We start from the raw sequence: 21022 nt of genomic DNA, 5'->3' as shown, positions 1-21022 counted from the left end.
GGACGAAGGGGTGCGGGCCCGCGCCGTTCAGGAGTCCGTGACGCCTTTCGCGCTCTGTTCCCCTCAGGCGCCGAGGATCTCGCGCGCCAGCTTGGCGGTCTCGGTCGGCGTCTTGCCGACCTTGACGCCGGCGGCCTCGAGGGCCTCCTTCTTCGCCTGGGCGGTGCCCGAGGAGCCGGAGACGATGGCGCCGGCGTGGCCCATGGTCTTGCCCTCGGGGGCCGTGAAGCCCGCGACGTAACCGACGACCGGCTTCGTGACGTTCTTGGCGATGAAGTCGGCGGCACGCTCCTCTGCGTCACCGCCGATCTCGCCGATCATCACGATGAGGTCGGTCTCGGGGTCGGCCTCGAACGCGGCGAGGGCGTCGATGTGCGTCGTGCCGATGACCGGGTCGCCACCGATGCCGACGGCGGAGGAGAAGCCGATGTCACGGAGCTCGTACATCATCTGGTAGGTCAGCGTGCCGGACTTGGACACGAGACCGATGCGGCCGGGCTTGGTGATGTCACCCGGGATGATGCCGGCGTTGGACTGGCCGGGGGTGATGAGACCCGGGCAGTTCGGGCCGATGATCCGCGTCTTGTTGCCCTTCTCGCCCGCGTACGCCCAGAAGGCGGCGGAGTCGTGAACGGCGATGCCCTCGGTGATGACGACCGCGAGGGGGATCTCGGCGTCGATCGCCTCGACGACGGCGGCCTTCGAGAACGCCGGCGGCACGAAGAGGACCGACACGTTGGCGCCCGTCTTCTCCATCGCTTCCTTGACGGAGCCGAAGACCGGGACCTCGGTGCCGTCGAAGTCGACGGACGTGCCCGCCTTGCGCGGGTTCACGCCACCGACGATGTTGGTGCCGTCGGCCAGCATGAGCTTGGTGTGCTTCATGCCCGTGGCGCCGGTCATCCCCTGGACGATGACCTTGCTGTCCTTGGTGAGGAAGATAGCCATGGTGTTGGAGTCCCTCGTCCTTTACTTCGCAGCCGCGGCGAGCTCGGCGGCCTTGTCGGCCGCGCCGTCCATGGTGTCCACGCGCTGCACGAGCGGGTGGTTGGCGTCGGAAAGGATCTTGCGACCCAGCTCCGCGTTGTTGCCGTCGAGACGCACGACCAGCGGCTTCTCGACCTTCTCGCCCTTGGACTCGAGCAGCGCGAGCGCCTGCACGATGCCGTTGGCGACCTCGTCGCAGGCGGTGATGCCACCGAAGACGTTGACGAAGACGGACTTGACGTCCGAGTCGCCGAGAATGATCTCCAGGCCGTTCGCCATGACCTCGGCCGAGGCGCCGCCACCGATGTCGAGGAAGTTGGCGGGCTTCACGTCGCCGTGCTTCTCACCGGCGTACGCGACGACGTCCAGGGTCGACATGACCAGGCCGGCGCCGTTGCCGATGATGCCGACCTCGCCGTCGAGCTTGACGTAGTTGAGGTTCTTGGCCTTGGCGGCAGCCTCGAGCGGGTTGGCTGCGGCCTTGTCCTCGAGGGCCTCGTGGTCGGGCTGGCGGAAGTCGGCGTTCTCGTCGAGCGAGACCTTGCCGTCCAGCGCCAGGATGTCGCCGGAGGCGACCTTGGCCAGCGGGTTCACCTCGACGAGGAGCGCGTCCTCCGCGACGAAGGTCTTCCAGAGCGTCACCAGGACCTCGGCGACCTTCTCGGCCACCTCGGCCGGGAACTTCGCCTGGGCCACGATCTCGCGGGCCTTGACGATGTCGACGCCGGAGTTGGAGTCGACCGGCACCTTCGCGAGGGCCTCGGGGGTCTTCTCCGCGACCTCCTCGATGTCCACGCCGCCCTGCACCGAGGCCATGGCCAGGAAGGTGCGGTTGGTGCGGTCGAGGAGGTAGGAGACGTAGTACTCGTCCAGGATCTCCGGGGCCGTCTCGGCGATCATCACCTTGTGGACCGTGTGGCCCTTGATGTCCATGCCGAGAATGTCGGTCGCCCGGGCGACCGCCTCGTCGGGGGTGGCGGCCAGCTTGACGCCGCCGGCCTTGCCGCGGCCGCCGACCTTCACCTGCGCCTTGACGACAGACTTGCCGCCCAGCTTCTCGGTCGCCTCGCGGGCTGCCTCAGGCGTGTCGATCACTTCACCGGCCAGCACCGGTACACCGTGCTTGGCGAAGAGGTCCCTCGCCTGGTACTCGAACAGGTCCACGCGCGTCCGTCCCTTTTAGTGGTATCGCGGTTCGTTCTTCTGCGTGGGCGTGCCGCGAAGGGCAACGTGACTGCGCTGTCACCAGGAAGGCGTACACGGTGTCCGAGTACGCGGCATGTCCATCCGGCAGGTTATCCCCGCGCTCGGTGTGACCCTAAATCGCAGATCACACCTGAGCGGTGATAACCGTCACAGACGGCGCCCAGCGGCCGGGTCGCCCGGGGCGGAAGAGTCGCCCGGGACGGGAGACCTGCCAGGGCCCCCCGCCCGTGTCAGGGCCCCGGACGGGCTGCGGGCAGGCATCGGGCGGACTGCGGGCAGGCGCCGGGCGGCGGTGGACGGACGCCGGGCTCGCCGCGGAGCCCCGCGGCGAGTCCGGGTCACCGGTGGCTCTCCCGGTCCGGTATCGGCAGGGGCCTCTTCTCGATCGCGGCCGCCATCACGTCCGGGAAGAGGTCCGGCGTACAGGCGAACGCGGGCGCGCCCAGTGCCCCCAGCGCCGCCGCGTGCTCGCGGTCGTACGAGGGCGCGCCCTCGTCGGAGAGGGCGAGCAGCGCCACGAACTGCACGCCGGAGGCCTTCATCGCGGCGACCCGCTTGAGCATCTCGTCGCGTATGCCGCCCTCGTAGAGGTCGCTGATCAGGACGACCACGGTGTCCGCGGGACGGGTGATCCTCGACTGGCAGTAGGCGAGCGCCCGGTTGATGTCGGTGCCCCCGCCGAGCTGGGTGCCGAACAGGACGTCGACCGGATCGTCCAGCCGGTCCGTGAGGTCGACGACCGCCGTGTCGAAGACGACGAGCCGGGTCGCGAGGCTGCGCAGGGAGGCGAGCACCGCGCCGAAGACCGAGGCGTGGACGACCGACGCCGCCATCGAGCCCGACTGGTCGACGCACAGGATGATCTCCTTCGTGGCGCACCGGGCCGCACGCCCGTAGCCGATGAGGCGCTCCGGCACGACCGTGCCCGTCGCCGCCCGGCCGTCCCGGCCGGGGACGGTCAGGTAGTTCTTGAGGTTGGCCCGGATGGTGCGGTCCCAGTCGATGTCCCGGTGGCGCGGCCGGCCGATCCGCGCCGAGCGGTCCAGCGCCCCGGTGAGCGCGGTCCTGGTCCGGCTCTCCAGGCGCTTCTCCAGGTCTTCGACGACGGTGCGGACGACGGCGCGTGCGGTCTCCCTCGTCGTCTCGGGCATGGCTTTGCCGAGGGAGAGCAGGGTGCCGACGAGGTGGACGTCCGCCTCGACCGCCTCCAGCATCTCCGGCTCCAGCAGCAGCGCCTCCAGTCCGAGCCGGTCGATCGCGTCGCGCTGCATGATCTGGACCACGGTGCTCGGGAAGTACGTCCGGATGTCGCCGAGCCAGCGGGCGACGGACGGGGCCGACGCTCCGAGCCCGGCCGAACGCCCGCCGCCCCGGCCCGCGGGCTTCTTTTCCCCTGCCCCGCCGTACAGCGCGCTCAACGCACCGTCCATCGCGGCGTCCTTGCCGGTGAGGGCGGGGCCGGTGCTGTCCGCGCCCTCCGGTCCGAGCACCATCCGCCAGCGACGCAGCCGTTCCCCTTCGGCCGCCTGCGGGGGCTGCACGGGCTGCGGGCTGTGCGAGGTCTGCGGGGAATGCGGGGGCTGCGGGGAATGCGGCGGGCTTACGGGGCACGGGGCCTGCGGCGTCCGGATCTGTGGAGCCTGCGTGGCCGAGGTGGCCGGAGTGGGTGGGGTGGCTGGAGGGGCTGCGGTGGCTGGAGGGGCCTGTGCCGCTCGGTTCATCGTCTCCCCCGGCTGGTCCGTCCCCGCCGGTTCCGGCGTCGGGGACATGGTGGTCGTCGCAGTGGTCACAGTCGTCGTGGTGCCAGTGGTGCCTGTGGTGCCTGTGGTGCCTGTGGTGCCTGTGGTGCCTGTGGTGCCTGTGGTGCCAGTGGTGTCCGTCATCCCGTCGCCCCCGTCGTCGCCCTGCCCACCGGTGCCCCTGGGCGTCGGCCGAGCAGCAGGCACAGCACCGGCTCCACCGCTTCGGCCCTGCCCTGGTCGAGGCCGGGTCCGAACCCGGGCACACGGACGCCGCCGACGCGGCGTCCGCCTTCGGCGGCGGGGCCGCGCCGGGCCAGCTCGCCCAACGTGCGGCGTGCGGCCGGCTCGTAGGCGGAGAACGTGCGGCGCAGGAGCGGCAGGACATCAGTGAACGTGTCGGCCGGCACGCCCGTCAGCCAGGCGTCGAGCAGCTGGAGCAGTCGCTCGTCGTGGATCAGGAGCGTGCCGCCCCCCGAAGCACCGCCGAAGAAGCCTTCGATCCAGGCGGCGGCCTCGGTGGGCGGGGCCCCGGGGGAGAGCGCCAGACCCATCAGACGGGCTGCCCCGTCCTCTGCCAGCCGCCCCTCGTCCAGGAGCAGCCGGGCAGCCCGGCCCCGGACGACCCCGGCGACGCCCTCGCGGTGTGCGAGCTTGCTCAGGACGGCGTCCCAGCGGGCCCGCAGCCCTGCGGAGGGCGCTGCCCCGGCGAGCAGCAGCCCGATCGCGCCGTGGACGGCCTCCACCTGGCGGCGCGCTTCTTCGGCCCCCTTCCCGTCGAGTCCGGTGCAGGCGGCAGGGAGGCCGACGCAGATGCGGTCGGCGATGCCTGCGGCGACCTCGGCGAGGGCGGCGGTGTCGGTGGCGCGCACGTCCCCGTACCGCAGGGAGCGGGCCAGGGCGGGCAGCGCGTCCGCGAGGTGGCCGACGTCCGCGTCGAGCGCCGCGCGGTCGGCGAGGGCCTGCATCACGACGGGCAGTGCCTCCGGCAGCCCGGCGAGGAGGCAGTGCTCGGCGAGGGCCGTCACCTCCGAGAGCGAGGTGGCCTCCGCTGCCCGCGCCTCGGCCTTCGCCGTCGCCGCGGTGAGGACGGTGGTGCCCCATACTCCGGCCTCCGCGACCCGGACGTGCAGCTCCGGGTCCCAGCGCAGCCGCCAGCTCTCCCGGAAGGTGCCGGTGCTGCCCCGCCCGGCGACCGGTTCGCCCCACTCCACGCCGAGGAGGCGCAGCCGGTGCAGGAGTCTGCTGCGGGTGGCGTCGGTGTCCTTGCGCAGATCGAGGTCCAGCTCGCGCTCCGGGGCCTCCGGTCTGAGCCGGAGGGTGCGCTGGGTGCGGGCGAGGTCCCGTTGCAGCGGGACGGCGGGGGCGGTGTCCGGCACCTCTCCGAGGGCCTCACCGACGATCAGCCGGTCCTGGACGAGGGCCAGGGGGACGTCGGACCCCTCACACATGACGGCCCGCACCGCGTCGGTCGCCTCACCGAGCCCGGCCAGGGGCCGGCCGCGCAGGGCTGCGAGGGTCTCGGCCAGGCGGACGGCCTCGATGACGTGGGCGGTGGAGACGGACCGGTCTTCGTCGCGCAGCAGTCCGGCGACCTTGGTCATCCACCGCTCGATCGGCCGGTCGGCGGCGGCGAAGAGGTGGCCGTACCAGCCGGGTGCGTCGATGCCGGCCCCGTAGCCGCTGTGCCGGGAGAGTCTGCGGTGGGTCCACGGCACCCACGTGAGCTCGGTCCTGACCTTGGGGAGCCCCTTGAGGAGGGCGCGGTCGGCGGCGAGTGTGGTGCGCGTGGCGAGCGCGGGGACGTGCCAGGCGCCGCAGACCACGGCGACGGAGTCCCCGAACTCCTTGCGTGCGGAGCGCAGCCGCATCCGCATACAGGCCTCGCGTACGGCGTCCCGTGGCCGCCCGCCGTCTCCGTAGGCCTCGCGGAGAGCCGCCATGGCCTCCGCCAGCGCGGCGAACGGCGCGAGCGCGTCGCCCGGCTCCCCCGCCGCGGCTCCGGCTGCCCCGGCCGCCCAGGAGCGTTCGGCGTCCCACGAGTGCGGACCTGCGGCGCGGCCCGGCGAACGGTGCTCGACGACGTCCTCCCACCAGCGCTCCGGGTCGTCGTACCCGGCGGTCTCGGCGAGTACGCGGATCGGGTCGAGGACCGGCGTGGCCTCTTCCGTCTCCTCCTTCCGCGGGGCCGCCGCGCCGGTCGGCCGGCCCGGGCCCGGTGCGGCGGCCGTGAGGGCCAGTGTGTGGGCGGCCGGGAGGTCGATGAAGCGCACCGGAACGCCATGGCCGAGGGCCCACCGGAGCGCCACCCACTCGGGCGAGAACGCGGCCAGCGGCCAGAAGGCGGCCCGGCCGGGATCGTCCACGGCGTGCGCGAGCAACGCGACGGGGGGCCGCATCCCCGGGTCCGCGGCGAGCGGCAGCAGCGCGTCGCCCTCGGACGGCCCCTCGATGAGGACGGCGGCAGGGCGGGCCGCAGAGAGAGCCGCGAGGACCGCGCGAGCCGAACCGGGCCCGTGGTGCCGCACCCCGAGGAACACCGGCCCGCCCGCCGCGTCACCCCGCGCCCCGACGGGGCCGGCCGCGCCGGTGCCGGCGGCGAGGGCGCCGGTCGTGACAGCGTCGGTCATGGCGGTGCCGGTCGTGCCGGCTGTGGCGGTGCCGGCGGTGCCGGTCGTCGCCGGGCCGGTGGCCTCGGCGCGGGGGCCCGCGGGGCCGGAGCTCTCGGCGCCGGCGACCGCAGCGCTCCTCATGCCGATACCTCGCGGCAGGCGCGGTAGAAGTCCTTCCAACCGTCGCGCTCGCGGACCACGGCCTCCAGATACTCCTGCCAGACCACGCGGTCCGCCGCCGGGTCCCGGACGACCGCGCCGAGTATGCCGGCCGCCACGTCGCCGGGGCGCAGCACACCGTCGCCGAAGTGAGCGGCCAGGGCGAGGCCGTTGGTGACGACGGAGATCGCCTCTGCCGTGGAGAGCGTCCCGGAGGGCGACTTGAGCTTCGTGCGCCCGTCGACGGTCACCCCGTCGCGCAGCTCGCGGAAGACCGTCACCACACGGCGGATCTCGGCCAGCCCCTCCGGCGCCGCGGGCAGGTCGAGCGAACGTCCGATCTGGTCGACGCGCCGGGACACGATGTCGACCTCGGCCTCCGGGGTGGCCGGCAGCGGCAGCACGACGGTGTTGAACCGGCGGCGCAGCGCACTGGACAACTCGTTGACCCCCCGGTCCCGGTCGTTGGCCGTGGCGATGACGTTGAACCCGCGGACCGCCTGGACCTCCTGCCCCAGCTCGGGGACGGGGAGCGTCTTCTCCGACAGGATCGTGATGAGCGAGTCCTGCACGTCGGCGGGGATGCGGGTCAGCTCCTCGACCCGGGCGGTCATGCCCTCGGACATGGCCCGCATGAGCGGGCTGGGCACGAGCGCGTCGCGGCTGGGGCCGTGCGCGAGCAACTGCGCGTAGTTCCACCCGTAGCGGACGGCTTCCTCCGGAGTCCCCGCGGTGCCCTGCACGAGGAGCGTCGAGTCGCCGCTGACCGCTGCGGCAAGGTGCTCGGACACCCAGGTCTTGGCCGTCCCGGGAACGCCGAGGAGGAGCAGCGCACGGTCCGTGGCCAGGGTCGTCACGGCGACCTCGACGAGTCGCCGCGGCCCCACGTACTTCGGTGTGATCACCGTCCCGTCCGGGAGCGTCCCGCCCCGCAGGTAGGTGGCGACGGCCCAGGGCGAGAGCCGCCAGCGGGCGGGCCGGGGCCGGTCGTCGGCGGCGGCGAGCGCCTTCAGCTCGTCGGCGAAGGCGTCCTCCGCATGCGGGCGCAGCGCCTGGCCTCCGGCCGCCGGTTCGACGGCAGCGGTGGTTACGGACACGGTCATGAGTCCCCCTCCAGATCGGTCGACCTGATGTGGTTCCCACCGTGCACCATGGCACTGACAACGGGCCCTGACCGCAGGTCAGAGCCCGTGCAGCGGCCGCGTGAAGCGTGGCCGGGAGGGCCGGGGGCGACGGGCCTCCGGCGGGCGGGTCAGCCCACGATGGGCGAGACGGCGACACAGCCGCCCGCCGTGAGCATGCCCTCCCCCTTCGCCTCCTTGATGACCTTGCCCTTGTACGTGATGGAGCACGTGATCTCCGCGCCGCCCGCGTCCACCGCCATCGGCGTGACGGCGGGCGGCATGATGCCGCGCAGGGTCACCGTCTTCTTCCACGGCAGGGTCGGCGAGGTGACGGTCTCCAGCTCGGGCTCCATCGCATCGCCGCCGCCTCCGTGGAACATGATCTCGTCGACGCTCTCCCCGGTGACCTCGTAGGTGACCTCGTACGTCTCGTCCACGGTCTCGTCGACCACCTTGCCGACCGCGTCGTCCACCGATTCGGTCGAACAGGCGCCGAGCCCGAACACGAGACCGGTGACCGCGAGGGCGCAGGCAACGGTGCGCACGGGGCGCGTGGTTCGGCCGGTACGAGTGGTGCGAATGATGCGGTTCATCTGAGATCCCCCCTGGATCGTTCCGCCGGATGGATTCCGTACGCGGAACCCGCAGAGAAGCCCAGCGGAGCAGCAAAGTCAAGTCGCCCTGGAAACAGCAGCGTCGCAGGTCGGAGCGGATTGTCAGTGGCGCCGCCTACCGTCGTTCCCATGCTGCGATCTCACGGGGGAGGTCCCTCGCCCGCCGGCACACCGGTGGCGAGCTGGACGGTGGATCAGGTGCTGGCACTGGCACCTGACGAGAAGTCACGCACGGCGGGGGTCAGGCTCGGCATCCCGGGGTCGTGGTCCGGCACCGGCCTCGACCGGGCAGGCGCGGTGTGGGGGGCGTGCGAGGGGAGCGGAAGCGCGCCCTGTCGGACCGTGGTCGACACCGCCGGCCCGGCGTACCGGTGCAGCTGCCCGAGCCGGAAGTCCCCGTGCGAACACGCGCTGGGGCTGCTGCTGCTCCGGGCCTCCGACGGGGCGGTGTTCCCCCGGGGCGAGCCGGCCGACTGGGCGGCCCCGTGGATCGAGGCCCGGCGTCGGCGCGCGGCGGAGCCTCCGGCCGCGACGGGCGGGAGCGCGACCGGTGGGGGCGCGACGGGCGAGGGCGGCGAGGCCGCTCCGGGGTCCCCGGGCTCCGCCGCCGCGCGGAAGCGGGCGGAGCGCCGGGCCACGCGGGTCACCGCCGGGGCCCAGGAGCTGGAGCAGCGCCTGGCCGACCTGCTCCGGGGCGGCCTGGCGGCCGCGGAGCCCTCGGGTCACGCCCTGTGGGAGGAGACCGCGGCCCGCATGGTCGACGCCCAGGCCCCCGGGCTGGCGGCCCGGGTGCGGGAGTTGGGCGCGATCGCCGGGTCGGGGCCGGACTGGCCGACGCGGCTGCTGGAGGAGTGCGCTCTCCTCCATCTGCTGAACACGGCATGGCTGGGCCGGGAGCAGTTGCCCGGCCCTCTGGCCGCGACGGTGCGTACGAGGGTGGGGCTCCCCACCTCCGCCGAAGGCCCCCCGATCCGCGATCACTGGCTGGTCCTCGCGCAGTACGACACCCCCGACGGCAGGATCGTCACCCGGCGGATCTGGTTGTACGGGCGGGGTTCGGACCGCACGGCGCTGCTTCTCTCCTTCGGCGCTGCGGGCCGGTCACCGGCCCAGGCGCTGCCGGTGGGCGTGACGATCGAGGCGGAGCTGACCCCGTATCCGGGCGGCGGGCAGCTCCGGGCCGAGCTGGGGCAGCACTTCGGGCCGCCCGCTCCCCTCGCCGCCCCTCCGCCGGGCGTCGACGCCGCCGCCGCCCCTGTCGTGTACGGGGAGGCGCTGCGGCACGATCCGTGGCTGGACGCATATCCGGTCACCCTGCGCGACGTCATACCCGTGCCGTCCGAGGGCGGCTGGCAACTGGCCGATGCCGAAGCCGACGCGGCCCTGCCGATCGCTCCGGCCGCCCTGTCCCGACCGGGCCTGTGGAAGCTCGTGGCCCTTTCGGGCGGGGGCCCGGTGACCGTGTTCGGCGAGATGGGCCACCACGGCTTCGACCCGTTGGCGGCCTGGGACCCGGAGAGCCGGGGCGGGGAGGGCGGAGACACGGCGCCTACCGAAGGGCTCGCGACCGGGGCCGGGGCACTCGTGCGACTGGTCTGACGCGGTCGGCCCGGACCCGCGAACCGCCGGCCGCGCCGGACCACGCACTGCCCCGTTTCTCACCACACCCCACCGCGCACCACCCCTCCGCCCGCCACCCGTCCGGCCCTCATCCTCCGCCCGCCACCCATCCGGCCGGCCTCCTTCCTCCTGTCGTCCGTCCGCCCGTCATCCGCCCGCTCACCGCCCGAGTCCGACGTCCGCGCACTGGTGCGCGCGCTGCTGCCCTTGGAGGGGCACGATGCCTCGTACGACCACCGCCCCGGCTCAGTACCCGACACCCCGCCCGCCCCGGAGCACGATGACCGCAGCGGTGCGCGCCGACCGGCCCGTCGAAGTGCCCTCCGGCCTCGTCCACTCGGGTGCGGGAGCCGCTCAGGGCCAGGCGGCCGCCGCTGTCGACCGCCTGCCCTGGGAGGAGCTGCTCACCTCGGCGCTGCTCGGCACCGACCGCCGACCACCCACGTCGTGCGAGGCCCCCGGTCCGGCCGGCGCCCCGGCCGCCTTGCTGGACGCCGCCGCGTCGCACACCGTGAGGCAGCGGGCCGGGTTGCTGCCCGCCGTACCGGAGGCCCGCCCGGAGTCCGCCGCCCCCGATCCGCGCCCGCCGCTTCCCGAGGCCGCCCGGCACCGGCTCGCCCATCTGCTCGCCGGCCGGGCCGCCTCCCCGGGCGGTGGACGGCGCGGTACGACCCCCGACCTCACCGAACTCATCCCGCAGTGGCTGGCCATCGCGAACCGACGGGGTTTCCGGGCGCCGGCCGCCCTGCTGCCGCCGCTGCTGGACGCGGCCCGCGCCCGGACGGACCTGCGGCCGGCGGCCCTGGCGTTCGCCGGGCCGCGCGGGTTGTGGCTGGCCGGACTGAACCCCGAATGGAAGTTCGCCCTGCGCGGCTCCGCGAGCGGCTCGCTGCGGCCCGACACCACCGATCCAGAAGTCGTGCGACGCCTGTGGGAGGAGGGCCTGTTCGCGGAGCGGATCGCCCTGCTCGACGCCGTACGGGCGCAGGACCCACCGGCCGCGCTCGCCCTCCTCGCCTCCACCTGGCCCACCGAGCGGGCAGAAGACCGGCTGATGTTCCTGGACTCCCTGCGGAGTGGGCTGCAAGACGCCGACGAACCCTTCCTGGAGCAGGCCTTGTCGGACCGCAGCCGCAACGTCCGCGCCACCGCCGCCGAGTTGCTCTCCGCCCTGCCCGCTTCCGCCTTCGCAGGACGGATGGCAGCCCGCGCGACGTCCTGTGTGAACCCGGACCGTACGGGAGGCGCCGCCGCGATCGCCGTGGAGGCGCCCCACGAGTGCGACCCCGGCATGCAGCGGGACGGCGTCGTCGCGGTCCCGCCGACGGGGCGCGGCGAACGGTCCTGGTGGCTGGGGCAGCTGGTGGAGTCCACGCCGCTGGACGTCTGGGAGCAGCAGTTCGGCGGACGTCCGGCGCAGGACATCGTGGCCCTGCCCGTCGCCGACGACTGGGCAGGCGAGCTGCACGCCGCATGGCGCCGGGCCGCGGTGCGGCAGCGGAATTCCTCATGGGGGCGGGCCCTGCTCGGCGCCCCCTCCGCTCCTCCGGCGAGCAGTCCGGGGGCGGCCTCGATCGCCGAACGCTCCCAGCTCCTCGCCATCCTGCCCGAGCTCGAACGCGCTGACTGGACAGCCGCCTTCATCGCCGCACACGGCCTGTCGGATGCGTTCCAGCTGCTCGGCGTGTGCGCGGTTCCCTGGTCCGGCGCCCTGGGGCGCGCGGTGGTCGACGCACTCGACATCGCCCGCGACGGCGGGAGTTACCCATGGAGCTTCAGCGGCGTGATGGGGCTGGCGGAGCGCTGTCTGGAACCGGCCGAGGCCGAGCGGCTGGAGGTCCTGACGGCGGTGCCGGACGAGCAGGAGGGGGCGTCGCCCGGGGCGGGCGGGTATTGGTCGGAGGCCTTCCAGCGCCTGGTCTCCACCCTGCGGCTGCGCGCCGCGATGGAGGCGGAGCTCCTGGGCTGACGCCCGCCGCGACGCTCCGTACGCACAAGCCCGCCGCGGCCCGCGGCGCTCCGTACGCACAGGCCCACCGGCGCGGGCCTCGGCCCCGTACGCCCAGGCCCCACCCCGGCCGCACAGGCCCACCGCGGCCCGCATTCCCAGCCCGCGCCCAGGTCCGTGCCCAGCCCGCATTCCCAGCCGCGCCCAGGCGGGACGTCAGGTGGGCCGGCTCGCCGGGTGCGCGCGCCGCCCCGGGCCCGTACCGCCGACGGCAGGCGGGCGGGCGGGCGGAGCCAGGCAGCACGGCCTCCCGCGTGGGCGGGCGCGCCCGGTCCCGTCCGCACGCCGACGGGCCCACGCCGCCTCCTCAGGCGACCCCTGGCGTCACACGGGCACCCCCGGCTCGCCCGGCTCGTGAAGCACCGGACGCATGCCGGCGCCCGCACCACGCAGCGCCGGGCGCACGCGGTCCCGCTCAGGCGGGGCCGGGCGCGCGGGCGCCGTGGTCAGGCCTGGGCGGGCTGACGGACGTGGGTGTTCACCCAGGAGACGATCTCGGTCGTCGTCGCACCCGGCGTGAAGAGCTCCGCCACGCCCAGCTCCTTCAGCGGCGGGATGTCCGCCTCCGGGATGATCCCGCCGCCGAACACCTTGATGTCCTCCGCCTCCCGTTCCCTCAGCAACTCGATCACCTTCGCGAAGAGCGTGTTGTGCGCTCCGGAGAGAATCGAGAGGCCGATGGCGTCGGCGTCCTCCTGGATCGCCGTGTCGACGATCTGCTCGGGCGTCTGGTGGAGCCCCGTATAGATCACTTCCATACCGGCGTCCCGCAACGCCCGCGCGATCACCTTGGCCCCGCGATCGTGGCCGTCGAGTCCCGGTTTGGCCACCACCACACGGATCGGACCGGTCACACCCATCACTGCCTCCACATGGTCTCCCGTGCCTGAAGGGCCGGGGATGTGAACGAACGTTATCCACAGCATCCCGCAAGCCGCAGTTTCGCGGCAGCCGGGGAGGGGGAAATCACACGAGGGACCTGCGCGCCAGGCGCCGTCCCCGTCCACGCGGTCCTCCGGGCCGCGCGGGCCCGGCGCGAGGAGAGCCGCTACGAGGTCGCCGTACCCCCGCGCCGCCAGCCGCGCGGCACGGTGGTACGGCCCGTCGCCGCCGCACTGCTCGGGCGGCATGCAGAGGAGACCTGCACGCGCACCGGATGCCGCCGGGCCGACACCATCGGGGGCAACGCCTCGGCGGACTCGTCGCCCGGTATGACGTCCAGCGGCTCGGCGGCGACGGCCGGGGGCGCACCCCGGTGAGGCTCGGGAGGCCGCACGACGGCCGCGACACCGCCCTCGCTCCCCCGGGGCCCGGGGCTCCCCCTCGTGCTCGTACGGCAGATACGCACCGGTTCCTCCCTGGTCGTGAAGCTGCGGAGCCCCGCGCCCGGCCGCCGGAAGCGGTCCGTCAGCTTCTGGAGCGAGCCGGACCAGGTCATGGCCCCGCCGAGACGGCGTGCGCCGGCCGCCCCGGCCTCGACGCGGTGAACTCGCGCGTCACCGGCCTCGGTCTCCTCGCGCTGCCGGTCCGTTCGCTCGCGCTGCCGGTCCGTCCGGCCATGGCCTCAGCCGTCCGCCCGGCACTCAAGGCTCAGGCGACGGCGCAGGCGGCGGGGACCGCACGGGAAACGGAGGCGACAGGAACGGCAGAGCCGCCAAGGAGCACGGGGGCGCAGGAGGGTTCACCCCCTCAACCGGAACGACTCCAGCGGCCAGGAATAGAACGTTTCTCGAACGCAGGGCCAAGCCCGGGTCTAGTGCCCCTCGAAAGACGGCCGATTGCCCGTTTCTTGCGAACGTAAAACCTGTCGAAGATTGTCGTCCTCACATACCGCCGGGTACAGTCGCGGCCACTGCTTCCCCCGTGGGACCTCCCGACCGGGATTCAGACCAGTCCTGCCGCCGAGGCGAGAGAGAAGTTGGTGAACGACCAGCACCCCCACGCCGGGCACGTCGGGTACGACAGTCAGCCGACCGGCAGCTATGACACCGACCCCCTCTTCGGCTCACTGCCGGGCGGCCACCGCCCTGGCGACGACGCCGGATACGACGCGGTACACCAGGCCAACGGTTACGCCGGCTCCCCCTACGACGGCGGTTACGAGACCTCGTACACCACCGGACAGCCGAACCACAGCGGCCAGTTCGACTCCTCGTCCTGGGACACGGGCGCTCAGCGGACCGCCCCCTACGACGGCCACGGCTACGCCGCCGCGGAGCCGGCCGACCACCGGGCCCACCAGCAGTGGGACTCCTCCGCCGCATGGCAGCAGAGCACCGACCAGGACGGCGCCGGCCAGTGGACGACCACCGACAGCGGCGCGTTCCCCGCGGCCGCCTTCCCCTCCGCCCCGTACGACACGGGCGCCTACGACACCGGGACGTACGACACGGGGGCGTACGACACCGGGACGTACCCGGCCGGCACCGCGTACGGGACCGGTGACGCCTACGGGACGGCGGACGCCTACGACACCGGGGCCTACCCGGTCGGCACGTACAGCGCCACCGTCGTCGCGGACACCGGGACGTACGCCACCACGGCCCTCAACACCGGCGGCTACGAGACCGGCACGCACAGCACGGGCGCGTACGGCACCGACACGTACGACACCGGGGCCTACGACGCGACCGCCTGGAACTCCGGCGCCACGCCCGAGGACGCCCGCTACGAACCCGAACATACGTCGTATCCGCTGTACGAACACCAGGCCCCCGAGGCGACAGCGACCACGACGTCACCGGCCGCGATGGCCGGTCCGGACGGTGGACCGCAGGAAGAGGAGGCGTCCCAGGGCCCGTCCTCCACCGCCGAACTCCCCGTCCTGACGGCAAAGGAGACGCCGGAGCCGGGCGACGCGGGCGGTTTCCCCGACCCGTACTCGGTGAGCCGCGCCGCCCCCCGGCCCCCCGGCCCCCGCAACCGCGCCCGCCGCCGCAGCCCCGCCAAGCGGTCCGCCCTCCTGACCGTCGCGGTGCCCTCCGCCTGCGTGATGGGGGTGGCGGGCATCGCCGCCGCGTCCGTCAGCGGAATGACCGGCGGCGAGGAGAAGCAGGGCGAGACCACCACCTCGCTCGCGGTCGCCGACCCCAGCACGGTCAAGCCGGTCGCCGCCAACAACCAGCTGGACAGCCAGCTGGAACAGCTGGACGAGGGAAGCAACGACTTCCGCGAGCGCGCGAGCCGCACCCAGGAGCGCATCGACCTGCGGGAGCGGCAGGCGGCGGAGAAGAAGAAGCGCGAGGAGGAGGCCGCACGCCGTGAGGCGCTGCGCCCCAAGTTCGTCATGCCGGTCAAGCAGCACGGGCTCAGCGCCTACTACGGCCAGGCGGGCATCAACTGGATGTCCGTCCACACGGGCATCGACTTCCCCGTCGGGTACGGCGCTCCGGTGATGGCGGCCACCGACGGCACCGTGCGCACCCAGTGGAACAGCGCCTACGGCAACATGGCGATCGTGACCATGGCCGACGGTACCGAGACCTGGTACTGCCACCTCAGCAGCACCAAGATCCGCTCAGGCCCGGTCAAGGCCGGCGACGTCATCGGGTACGCCGGCGACTCGGGCAACTCCACCGGGCCGCACCTGCACTTCGAGGTCCGGCCCGGCGGCGGCGCGTCGATCGATCCCCTGGTGTGGCTGCGCAGCCACGGCGTCAACCCGACCTGAGCGGCCACCCGGGCCGAGGGCCGGACGCCGGCGCGGCGGTGGTGAGCGGCCTTGGGAGGGGGCGGGGCGGTCTGAAGGCCGCACCGCCCCCTCCGGCGTTCCCGCCCCTAAAGCTTCTCGACCGGCGCGTAGCGCAGAAGCAGCTTCTTCGGGCGCTCGCCGCCGAAGTCGACCGTCGCCTTGGCCTGGTCGCCGAAGCCCTCGACGGCGGTCACCGTGCCGAGCCCGAACTGGTCGTGCGTGACGCGGTCCCCCGCCACCAGGGTGACGACCGGCTTCTCCGCGCCGCGCCGGGTCGCGAAACCCGAGGGGCCGGAGCGGGAGCGGGAGGAGGACAGCGAGGACGTGATGCCGGACGTCGGCCCGGCCGGGGCGGCCATCGGCCCCCTGCGCTTCCACTCCAGGTGCTGGTCCGGGATCTCCTCCAGGAACCGTGACGCCGGGTTGTACGCGGGCTGGCCCCAGGCGCTGCGCATCGCGGCGCGGGTGAGATAGAGGCGTTCACGGGCGCGGGTGATCCCGACGTAGGCGAGCCGCCGCTCCTCCTCCAGCTCCTTGGTCTGGCCGAGGGCGCGCATGTGCGGGAAGACGCCGTCCTCCATGCCGGTGAGGAAGACGACCGGGAACTCCAGGCCCTTGGCGGTGTGCAGGGTCATCAGCGTGATGACCCCGGAGCCGTCCTCGTCCTCGTCGGGGATCTGGTCCGAGTCGGCGACGAGCGCGACCTTCTCCAGGAACTCCGCGAGCGTGCCCGCGCCCTCCTCCTCGCCGCGCTCCTGCTCGAATTCGAGGGCGACGGCGGCGAGTTCCTGGAGGTTCTCGACGCGGGTCTCGTCCTGCGGGTCGGTGGACGCCTGGAGCTCGGCAAGATAGCCCGTGCGCTCCAGGACTGCTTCCAGCACGACGGCGGGCCCGGCGCCGGACTCGACGATCGTGCGCAGCTCCTCCATCAGCGTGTTGAACCGCTTCACGGCGTTGGCAGAGCGGGCGGCCATGCCGTAGGCCTCGTCGACGCGGCGCAGCGCCTGCGGGAAGGAGATCTTCTCGCGCAGCGACAGCGCGTCGATCATCGCTTCGGCGCGGTCGCCGATGCCGCGCTTGGGCACGTTGAGGATGCGGCGCAGCGGGACGGTGTCCTCGGGGTTGGCGAGGACCCGGAGGTAGGCCAGGACGTCCCGGACCTCCTTGCGCTCGTAGAACCGCACGCCGCCGACGACCTTGTAGGGCAGGCCGACGCGGATGAAGATCTCCTCGAAGACCCGGGACTGGGCGTTGGTCCGGTAGAAGACGGCGACGTCGCCCGCCTTGGCGTCGCCGGCGTCGGTGAGCCGGTCGATCTCGTCGGCGACGAACTGGGCCTCGTCGTGCTCGGTGTCGGCGACGTAACCGGTGATGCGGGCGCCTGCCCCGGCGTTCGTCCAGAGGTTCTTGGGGCGGCGGCTCTCGTTGCGCTCGATGACCGCGTTGGCGGCGGAGAGGATCGTCTGGGAGGAGCGGTAGTTCTGCTCCAGCAGGATCGTCGTCGCGTCGGGGTAGTCCTCCTCGAACTGGAGGATGTTGCGGATGGTCGCGCCCCGGAAGGCGTAGATCGACTGGTCCGCGTCGCCGACGACGCACAGCTCGGCCGGGGCGTCGGCCTCTCCTGCCGGGCCGACCAGCTCGCGCACGAGGGTGTACTGGGCGTGGTTGGTGTCCTGGTACTCGTCGACCAGGACGTGCCGGAAGCGCCGGCGGTAGTGCTCGGCGACGTCCGGGAAGGCCTGGAGCAGGTGGACCGTCGTCATGATGATGTCGTCGAAGTCCAGGGCGTTGGCCTCGCGCAGCCGGGCCTGGTAGAGCGCGTACGCCTGGGCGAGGGTCTTCTCGAAGCCGTCGGCCGCCTGCCCGGCGAAGGTCTCCTCGTCGATGAGCTCGTTCTTGAGGTTGGAGACCTTGGCGGTGAAGGACTTCGGCGGGTAGCGCTTGGGGTCCAGGTCGAGGTCGCGGCAGACCAGGGCCATCAGGCGCTTGGAGTCGGCGGCGTCGTAGATGGAGAACGACGAGGTGAAGCCGAGCTTCTTCGACTCGCGGCGCAGGATGCGCACGCAGGCGCTGTGGAAGGTCATGACCCACATGGCGTTGGCGCGCGGGCCGACGAGCTGCTCGACGCGCTCCTTCATCTCGCCCGCGGCCTTGTTCGTGAAGGTGATCGCGAGGATCTGCCCGGGGTGGACTCCGCGCTCGGCCAGCAGGTGGGCGATGCGGTGGGTGAGCACCCGGGTCTTGCCGGAACCGGCCCCGGCGACGATGAGCAGCGGGGACCCGGCGTGCACGACGGCGGCGCGCTGCTCGGTGTTCAGCCCTTCGAGCAGCGCGGCGGAGTCGATCACCGGGCGGGGGCGCCCGTCGCGGTAGTACCCGTCCCGGGGCGGCGGGGGCGCGTCGAAGACGCCCTCGAAGAGGCCCTCCGGCACCGCCTCGGGGGCATGGTCCTCCGGGGGCGGGGGGGCGCCGTCCTCCGCGGGCTGGAGGCCGGTCAGGAAACTGTCGTCAAAGAGGCTGCTCATCGCTTTCCGAGTCTAGAGGGCCGCACGGACATCCTTCCGCCGAAGTCCGCACCCGGTGGCCGCCCACGACGCGCCGACGCGAACGCACAGCGAGCGGACGTCCACCTTCCGCGCACAAGGGCCCGGTCGGCGGGGCGCACGGCTACGGAAGCAGGTCGACTCCCTCTCCGGGCAACGGGGCGCGCGGCCGCCCCAAGGCCCTCAGGTCCGGCCGGGGCCCAGCCTCGGGTCCGAGGCTGGGCCCCGGGGCTCAGGTCCAGACCGTGGCGATGAAGATGTTGGCCACCGTCAGCCCGCCGACCGCGGCGAACGCGGCCTTGTCGACTTTCTCGTCGTCCCGCTTGACGTAGACCAGGGCGAGGACGGCGACCAGGATCAGCAGCTTGACGCCGATCTTGACGTTGTTCACGGCCTGGTCGTCGGCCTGGTTGAGGCCGACCAGGGCGATGCCGGTGACGAGCATCGTCAGCGCGCCGTGGAGCATGGCGGGCACGAAGCGGGCGGTGCCCGCCCCCATGGCCTTCATCTGGGTCAGGAAACCGCCCAGCAGCGAGGCGATGCCGATGATGTGAAGGGCGACGACAACATTGATGAGTACGTCCATGGTTGCGGAGCCTAGCCAGGGCCGCTCCCTCTCCGGCCGGTGAGGCATGCCTTCCTCGGCGCTTCCCTCCCGCGGGCGGCCTGAGGACGCCCGGGCCTCAGACCAGCCTGCGCGCCGTCGCCCACCGGGTCAGCTCGTGCCGGTTGGAGAGCTGGAGCTTCCTCAGGACCGCCGAGACGTGCGACTCGACCGTCTTCACCGAGATGAACAGCTGCTTGGCGATCTCCTTGTAGGCGTAGCCGCGCGCGATCAGCCGCAGCACCTCGCGCTCCCGCTGGGTGAGACGGTCCAGGTCCTCGTCGACCGGCGGGGCGTCCGTGGAGGCGAAGGCGTCGAGGACGAAGCCGGCCAGGCGGGGCGAGAAGACCGCGTCGCCCTCCTGGACCCGGAAGACCGAGTCGACCAGGTCGGCGCCGGTGATCGTCTTGGTGACGTAGCCCCGCGCGCCGCCCCGGATGACGCCGATGACGTCCTCCGCGGCGTCCGAGACGGACAGCGCGAGGAAGCGGACCGGGTTCTCGGCCGTGCCCATCAGGGGAGCACAGCGGCGGAGCACCTCGACGCCGCCGCCGCCCGGCAGGTGGACGTCGAGGAGGACGACCTCGGGGCGGGTCGCCGTGATGACGGTGACCGCCTGGTCGACGTCGGCGGCCTCGCCCACCACCTCGACGCCGGTCTCCTCCGTGCGGCCGATCTCGGCCTGCACCCCGGTGCGGAACATCCGGTGGTCGTCGACGAGGACGACCCGTACCCGTCGCTCCGGGCCCCCGGTGGCTTCGGTGTTCTCGGTCATGCGCCCGCCCTTTCCATTTCCAGCTCGACCTCGGTGCCCTCGCCGGGCGCCGAACGCAGCCGGGCGGTGCCGCCGTTGCGCCGCATCCGGCCGATGATTGATTCTCGTACGCCCATCCGGTCCCCGGGAACCTCGTCCAGGTCGAACCCCGGGCCCCGGTCACGTACGGACACGAAGACCGTAGTTCCCTCCACCTCCGCGAAGACCTGTACGGCGCCGCCCTCGCCACCGTACTTGGCGGCGTTCACCATCGCCTCGCGCGCGGCCTGCAACTGGGCGGCCAGCTTGTCGTCGAGGGGGCAGTCGCCGACGACGACGACCTCCAGCGGGACGCCGTGCGTGTCCTCGACCTCGGCGGCGGCCCGCTTGACCGCCTCGGCCAGGGTCTCCGGCTCGTCGTCCTCGTCCTTGCCGGTGCCCTCGGGGTTGTAGAGCCAGTTGCGCAGCTCCCTTTCCTGGGCGCGGGCGAGGCGCCTGACCTCGCCGCCGTCGTCCGCGCTGCGCTGGATCAGGGTGAGCGTGTGCAGCACCGAGTCATGGACGTGCGCGGCCACTTCGGCCCGCTCCTGGGCCCGGATGCGCATCAGGCGTTCCTCGGAGAGGTCCTGGGTCATCCGCACCAGGTAGGGGCCGGCGAGCAGGGCGATGCCGGTCAGCACGGCGATGGCGGCGGTGAGCACGTTGCCGAGCTGGGCGGCCGAGCCGCGGACCACGATGAACACGGCGAGACCGAGGCCGACGAGGGCGACCCCGGCCAGGCCGCGGGCCAGGTGGAGCAGCTTGCGGTGGCGGCCGACCTCCATCCAGCGGGCCCGCCGGGCGTTGTCCGCCTGCCGCCAGACCAGGACGGAGCCCGCGCCGATGAGGAGGGTCGGCCAGATGTAGCGGTCGGCCTCGCTGCCCATGTCGACGTTGGCGACGAAGGCGACGGCCCCGACAGCCAGCGCGACCAGGGCGAACACCTGGCCCTTGTCCGGCTTTCGGAGCCGGCGGCGGCCGTCCGCCGCCATCTCGAACACCGAGCGCGGCGCCTCGACGCCGCCGACGCCCAGCGGCACCACGATCCAGAACACCGCGTACAGCACCGCGCCGAGGCCGTCGGTGAGGAACAGCCCCAGGAACACCAGCCGCACCCAGACGACGGGCAGCCCCAGGTGCCCGGCGAGCCCGCGCGCGACGCCGCCGAGCAGCCGCCCGTCGGCGCTCCGGTAGAGCTTGCGCAGGGGCGGCTCCTCCGGGTCGGCGGCGAGGGAGCTGGCGGCGGCTCGGGCGGTGGCGGCTGGCATACCCCGATCGTCACACGTGCGGGCGCGGACGGGCATCAGGGTCGGTCCCCCACA

The 21022-nt window shown here is 73.3% G+C and carries 14 protein-coding genes; 3 read left to right on the top strand and 11 right to left on the bottom strand.

Annotated elements, in window-relative coordinates; genetic code table 11:
* Window positions 1-63 precede the first annotated feature (63 nt).
* The 6 genes from sucD to V9U70_RS19815 all read right to left on the bottom strand — a co-directional run bounded on the left by sucD (window position 64) and on the right by V9U70_RS19815 (window position 8420).
* The gene (sucD, locus tag V9U70_RS19840) at window positions 64-948 is read right to left on the bottom strand and encodes a succinate--CoA ligase subunit alpha (protein ID WP_336677047.1); all 885 of its coding nucleotides are present in this window, start codon (window positions 946-948) and stop codon (window positions 64-66) included.
* Between the two features lie 21 nt (window positions 949-969).
* Window positions 970-2151, bottom strand: coding sequence for an ADP-forming succinate--CoA ligase subunit beta (sucC, locus tag V9U70_RS19835; protein WP_336677045.1), 1182 nt, complete (start codon window positions 2149-2151; stop codon window positions 970-972).
* 380 nt (window positions 2152-2531) lie between these two features.
* Window positions 2532-3686 (bottom strand): VWA domain-containing protein, encoded by a 1155-nt coding sequence (locus tag V9U70_RS19830; protein ID WP_419724004.1) that lies wholly within the window; start codon window positions 3684-3686, stop codon window positions 2532-2534.
* 386 nt (window positions 3687-4072) lie between these two features.
* Window positions 4073-6562 (bottom strand): DUF5682 family protein, encoded by a 2490-nt coding sequence (locus V9U70_RS19825; RefSeq protein WP_419724003.1) that lies wholly within the window; start codon window positions 6560-6562, stop codon window positions 4073-4075.
* A 119-nt stretch (window positions 6563-6681) separates the two neighbouring features.
* Window positions 6682-7806 (bottom strand): ATP-binding protein, encoded by a 1125-nt coding sequence (locus V9U70_RS19820; protein ID WP_336677042.1) that lies wholly within the window; start codon window positions 7804-7806, stop codon window positions 6682-6684.
* A 149-nt stretch (window positions 7807-7955) separates the two neighbouring features.
* On the bottom strand, window positions 7956-8420 hold the full coding sequence (locus V9U70_RS19815; RefSeq protein WP_336677040.1) for a hypothetical protein: 465 nt from the start codon (window positions 8418-8420) through the stop codon (window positions 7956-7958).
* 150 nt (window positions 8421-8570) lie between these two features.
* Here V9U70_RS19815 and V9U70_RS19810 point away from each other — a divergent pair, with 150 nt between their 5' ends.
* Together V9U70_RS19810 and V9U70_RS19805 are read left to right on the top strand one after the other, a co-directional pair.
* A complete protein-coding gene (locus tag V9U70_RS19810) occupies window positions 8571-10040 on the top strand; it encodes an SWIM zinc finger family protein (RefSeq protein ID WP_336677038.1) in 1470 nt (489 codons plus the stop codon).
* 301 nt (window positions 10041-10341) lie between these two features.
* The gene (locus V9U70_RS19805) at window positions 10342-12030 is read left to right on the top strand and encodes a DUF5691 domain-containing protein (RefSeq protein WP_336677036.1); all 1689 of its coding nucleotides are present in this window, start codon (window positions 10342-10344) and stop codon (window positions 12028-12030) included.
* Window positions 12031-12515: 485 nt separating this feature from the next.
* Here V9U70_RS19805 and V9U70_RS19800 read toward each other — a convergent pair whose 3' ends face one another.
* Complete coding sequence (locus V9U70_RS19800) at window positions 12516-12929, bottom strand: coenzyme B12-dependent isobutyryl CoA mutase small subunit (protein ID WP_336677035.1); 414 nt, start codon at window positions 12927-12929, stop codon at window positions 12516-12518.
* Between the two features lie 1061 nt (window positions 12930-13990).
* Here V9U70_RS19800 and V9U70_RS19790 point away from each other — a divergent pair.
* The gene (locus tag V9U70_RS19790) at window positions 13991-15739 is read left to right on the top strand and encodes a M23 family metallopeptidase (RefSeq protein ID WP_336677033.1); all 1749 of its coding nucleotides are present in this window, start codon (window positions 13991-13993) and stop codon (window positions 15737-15739) included.
* Between the two features lie 107 nt (window positions 15740-15846).
* Here V9U70_RS19790 and pcrA read toward each other — a convergent pair whose 3' ends face one another.
* From pcrA to V9U70_RS19770, 4 genes are all read right to left on the bottom strand, one after another.
* Window positions 15847-18285, bottom strand: a complete 2439-nt coding sequence (gene pcrA / locus V9U70_RS19785; RefSeq protein ID WP_336677031.1) for a DNA helicase PcrA — start codon at window positions 18283-18285, stop codon at window positions 15847-15849.
* Between the two features lie 250 nt (window positions 18286-18535).
* Window positions 18536-18889, bottom strand: coding sequence for a hypothetical protein (locus V9U70_RS19780; protein ID WP_336677029.1), 354 nt, complete (start codon window positions 18887-18889; stop codon window positions 18536-18538).
* Window positions 18890-18986: 97 nt separating this feature from the next.
* Window positions 18987-19682 carry a response regulator transcription factor gene (locus V9U70_RS19775; RefSeq protein WP_336677027.1) on the bottom strand — a complete coding sequence of 232 codons (696 nt, stop codon included), beginning with the start codon at window positions 19680-19682 and terminating at the stop codon, window positions 18987-18989.
* On the bottom strand, window positions 19679-20968 hold the full coding sequence (locus V9U70_RS19770; RefSeq protein ID WP_336677026.1) for a PspC domain-containing protein: 1290 nt from the start codon (window positions 20966-20968) through the stop codon (window positions 19679-19681). The genes V9U70_RS19775 and V9U70_RS19770 overlap by 4 nt, the downstream gene beginning before the upstream one ends.
* Window positions 20969-21022: the final 54 nt, after the last annotated feature.

This window comes from Streptomyces pratensis, assembly GCF_037137275.1.
In the GTDB taxonomy this organism is placed as follows: Bacteria; Actinomycetota; Actinomycetes; order Streptomycetales; family Streptomycetaceae; genus Streptomyces; species Streptomyces pratensis_B.
Note: the sequence above shows the minus strand (reverse complement) of the source record. Positions and strands in the feature narration are given on the sequence as shown.

What these genes read in the sequence shown, in the direction of transcription:
- sucD (WP_336677047.1), bottom strand. Translation starts at nt 948, where the DNA reads ATGGCTATCTTCCTCACCAAGGACAGCAAGGTCATCGTCCAGGGGATG.
- V9U70_RS19830 (WP_419724004.1), bottom strand. Translation starts at nt 3,686, where the DNA reads ATGGTGCTCGGACCGGAGGGCGCGGACAGCACCGGCCCCGCCCTCACC.
- V9U70_RS19825 (WP_419724003.1), bottom strand. Translation starts at nt 6,562, where the DNA reads ATGACCGACGCTGTCACGACCGGCGCCCTCGCCGCCGGCACCGGCGCG.
- V9U70_RS19820 (WP_336677042.1), bottom strand. Translation starts at nt 7,806, where the DNA reads ATGACCGTGTCCGTAACCACCGCTGCCGTCGAACCGGCGGCCGGAGGC.
- V9U70_RS19815 (WP_336677040.1), bottom strand. Translation starts at nt 8,420, where the DNA reads ATGAACCGCATCATTCGCACCACTCGTACCGGCCGAACCACGCGCCCC.
- V9U70_RS19810 (WP_336677038.1), top strand. Translation starts at nt 8,571, where the DNA reads ATGCTGCGATCTCACGGGGGAGGTCCCTCGCCCGCCGGCACACCGGTG.
- V9U70_RS19805 (WP_336677036.1), top strand. Translation starts at nt 10,342, where the DNA reads ATGACCGCAGCGGTGCGCGCCGACCGGCCCGTCGAAGTGCCCTCCGGC.
- V9U70_RS19800 (WP_336677035.1), bottom strand. Translation starts at nt 12,929, where the DNA reads ATGGGTGTGACCGGTCCGATCCGTGTGGTGGTGGCCAAACCGGGACTC.
- pcrA (WP_336677031.1), bottom strand. Translation starts at nt 18,285, where the DNA reads ATGAGCAGCCTCTTTGACGACAGTTTCCTGACCGGCCTCCAGCCCGCG.
- V9U70_RS19780 (WP_336677029.1), bottom strand. Translation starts at nt 18,889, where the DNA reads ATGGACGTACTCATCAATGTTGTCGTCGCCCTTCACATCATCGGCATC.
- V9U70_RS19775 (WP_336677027.1), bottom strand. Translation starts at nt 19,682, where the DNA reads ATGACCGAGAACACCGAAGCCACCGGGGGCCCGGAGCGACGGGTACGG.
- V9U70_RS19770 (WP_336677026.1), bottom strand. Translation starts at nt 20,968, where the DNA reads ATGCCAGCCGCCACCGCCCGAGCCGCCGCCAGCTCCCTCGCCGCCGAC.